We start from the raw sequence: 3,961 nt of genomic DNA, 5'->3' as shown, positions 1-3,961 counted from the left end.
TTCCCGGAGGTGGAGGATAAAATTTTCCTCTTTAATATTGCGTATAGAGCAAGAGTCATTTCATTTGCTGAAGCTCACGGAGTCGGAGGGTGAAAATTTTCCTCTTTAATATTGCGTATAGAGCAATAGTCATTTCATTTGCTGAAGCTCCCGGAGTCGGAGGATGAAAATTTTCTCTTTAATATTGCGTATAGAGCAATAGTTATTTCATTTGCTGAAGCTCCCGGAGGTGGAGTATGAAAATTTTCCTCTTTAATATTGCGTATAGAGCAATAGTCGTTTCATTTGCTGAAGCTCCCGGAGGTGGAGGATGAAAATTTTCTCTTTAATATTGCGTATAGAGCAATAGTTATTTCATTTGCTGAAGCTCCCGGAGGTGGAGTATGAAAATTTTCCTCTTTAATATTGCGTATAGAGTAATAGTCGTTTCATTTGCTGAAGCTTCCGGAGTCGGAGGATAAAATTTTTCTATTGCGTATAGAGCAATAGTCGTTTCATTTGCTGAAGCTCCCGGAGGTGGAGTATGAAAATTTTCCTCTTTAATATTGCGTATAGAGCAATAGTCGTTTCATTTGCTGAAGCTCCCGGAGTCGGAGGATGAAAATTTTCTATTGCGTATAGAGCAATAGTCGTTTCATTCGCTGAAGCTCCCGGAGCCGGAGGATGAAATTTTCTCTTTATATTGCGTATAGTTTTTAGGCTCCTGAAAACGGCTTTCCTGAAACCTTTGTATTTCAAGAAAAGATACCAAATGGGTGTAACTTATTAGCCTGAGAAACGCTATATACAAATTTATTAAAAATTCGGATCGGCTAAATTTACTTCATTTTTCCCCATTTGCTCTAAACCAAGCTTTTCTCGGCAACGTTCAACATATAAACCAGCAATATTATCAATAGAGTTTAACATTTTTACTTGTTCAAAATATTCTAAAGCTGCTGTATATTTACCAAGCTTCCACCCTTTAATTGCTTTATTAAATAATGATAGAGTTGCAATTTTTTCCGGTTCAATAAGATTATTTTCAGTACCAAGTAACTCATAAATATTGACAGCCTTTTGCTTTCCACGGAGCTTCACTTTATCAATCCACCTGTAATAATTTTTTTCACAATAACTAGACTGATTATTCTGGTTATTTTGAATCTGATTACTGAAATTTTCTTGGCTATTAAGGCTATTACGTTTAGTTTCTATCTGTTTTCCTGTTTGATAATTATTTTGACATATTTCTATTTCAGAGATGACTTGCTCACTCACAATAATTGAGCATCTATAAGTCTTAGTTAAACTTTCTAAACGTGATGCAGTATTAACAACATCTCCAATAACTGTAGAATCCATTCTTTTTTCAGAACCCAAAGTTCCAATAACACCAATACCTGTATGAATACCAATACCAATTTTTACAGGTTCTCTCAGATTATATTTCTGATAATTAATATTAAATTCTTGCAAACTTTCCTGCATCATTACAGCAGCTTTCAAAGCATTTAAACTATGGCATTCATGTCGATCAAATACTGCCATAATTGCATCACCTAAGAATTTATCTATAAATCCTTGATTAGCAGAAATACAAGCACTCATTTGCTGAAAAAAAGAATTTAACCACTTAAAAGTATCTCTAGCATTTTGTGATTCAGCTATTGCTGTAAAATCTCTAATATCACAAAATAAAACTGTTAATTCCTCTTCTTTCCCATCTCCAAGCTGAATCGAATTTAATCCTTCAGGGGCTATTCTAGATAAAAACTGCTCTGGTACAAACAACCGCAATTTCTCGGATAAAAGCTGATTAATTCGTAATGCAGCCGATAGTTGTAAATTACTTTGTTCATCTAGTTGTTGGCTATTTTGAGATTTCGTAGTTTGAGAACGTATTTGATTTAGCTGCAAAATATTAGCTATCTTTGCTAAAAGTAAACGAGTATTAAATGGTTTTGTAATATAGTCATCTCCCATCAATTCTAAACCTTTCAATTTAGATTTTTCATCATCTAAAGCTGTTAAAAAAATTATAGGAATTGTCTTTAATCGTGGATGATGACGTAACCATTGACAAACTTCAAATCCATCAATTTCAGGCATCATTACATCTAGTAATATCAAATCAGGCGGAGATTGATTAGCAACTTGTAGTGCTTCTTTGCCACTTTTTGCTGATATAGTTGAGTAGCCTTCTAATGTTAATATTTCTTCTAATAGAATTAGATTATCTGGCTCATCATCAACCACTAGAATACATGGCTGCTTGTTAGACATATTATTTAGTAAAATTTATGAACTTTGAGTAACTCAATTTTTTTGTTTTTGAGAGTAATTTGATAATAGGATTGTATGAGAATTGCGAAAGTTTAATTCAGTCAGAGCTACAGGGTTTTAGTTAAGAGAAAAATATTGGCTGTATTAGCTTTGCCGATTTTTTGCTGTCCTAACTTTTGCTTTACTTGCTATATTGCCAAATAAATTCTTGAGATGCGCCTAACCAAGAAAAAATACTTTTAATAATTTTAACCTCACTACAAAATTATTGTGTAACTATATGTTCTCTGTTTTTAGTTTAGCCTTTAACTCTATACTATATATAGCAACCCTAAATTATTTGTCAAAATCTCCACAATAGATAAATAGTCTGGAACTCTTACCGAATAATTAATAATTATTAATTATTCACCCTTTGAAGCCTCCCCAATAAAAGGGAAAAAAAGTGCTAAGATATTTATTTATATTCAATTCCGTTGCGGTTTTAACCAGAGGTAATTATCGATTATCCATTATCCATTAATGAACCCTGTTCCCTTTTTCCCAAATATTTTTTACACTACCATGTTAAGGACTGCTATATAAGTTTTGACCACAAAACTGGGTTTCAAGCCTTGTCCTTTTCAAGCTACTGTGCTGTATGTAATATATTTGGTCTGAAAAATATCAACTACCCTTGTTAACCATTTTTTTTCTCATATTAAAAAGGTGCAGTATTTTTTTGTTCCCTATTCCCTATTCTCTGGAATCCAAAACTTATGTATCTCACTGTTGGTGAGCATTGCTATAATTGTATTTATTAATGATTGAATGTCTGGTATTTGCCCAATAAAAGCTGATACTCAATGAGGATATCTCTCCTAGAGACATAATCTAAAAACCAGATTTTTAGGTAGTTGCTGGGGGTGATTTATCAGAGTAAAAACGGAGAATTATGAAAGTATAAGAAGACTGAATTTGTTAGCATTATTAAATGAAATGTTAACCTACAGAACTGTTTTTTATTAGTATAAATCTCTGTTACTTCACTACAGACTATATTAAAAAAAAATGGTAATCAATCTTAGATATTTTTGATAACTAGGGCTTGCTGATTAACTCTAAAAGCCTTTATCTGTAAGTCCCATTAGCCTTTTTTCACAGAAAGAAGTGTCAGCTTTTTGCTTACTGTAGTTCAAAATATGAGCATTTTGAGCAGACAATGGCGGAAAAACCTCAGACAATTCTTTCTTCTACTTCCTCTGTAATTCTTATTCCTCCTGACTCCTGACTCCTACCCGAACCCACGCATACTTTTTGAGCCAACCCTAACTATTTTTGACTAATTTACTACTGTATAATAGCTCGAAAATACTTGTAACTTGTGTATTTGAAACTAATGTCTTATAGAAAATTATTTGTAGTTATTAAAACTAATAACTTTCCTAGAGACGAAATTAGAATATTTTGAATAATTAATTACTTTTGGTAGAGAAATTTTAAATTTGCTATCTAATACCAAGCGTGAAAAAACAATGTTACGAATAGTAAGGGGGATAAAAAGATTTTACAGCAAATGCCCCTTTGATAAAGCGGTGCGACCCCGCGCCCTCCGGGTATCTCTTTCAGAGACGCTCCGCTCACGGCAGTTGCGTGACTGTCGCTTAACCCGCAAGGGCGCACTGCACTCACCGTCTCACGGCGCAAGCGGTCGGAA

The 3,961-nt window shown here is 33.6% G+C and carries 1 protein-coding gene; it reads right to left on the bottom strand.

Translation table 11 applies throughout. The annotated features are described in order from the left end of the window. Positions 1-795 precede the first annotated feature (795 nt). Positions 796-2,265 carry a response regulator gene (locus tag F6K22_RS34715; RefSeq protein ID WP_293108935.1) on the bottom strand — a complete coding sequence of 490 codons (1,470 nt, stop codon included), beginning with the start codon at positions 2,263-2,265 and terminating at the stop codon, positions 796-798. Between the last annotated feature and the right edge of the window lie 1,696 nt (positions 2,266-3,961).

Source organism: Okeania sp. SIO2F4, assembly GCF_010672385.1.
Classification (GTDB): Bacteria; Cyanobacteriota; Cyanobacteriia; order Cyanobacteriales; family Microcoleaceae; genus Trichodesmium.
The sequence above is the reverse complement of the archived record's forward strand: the minus strand, read 5'-3'. Positions and strand labels throughout refer to the sequence as shown.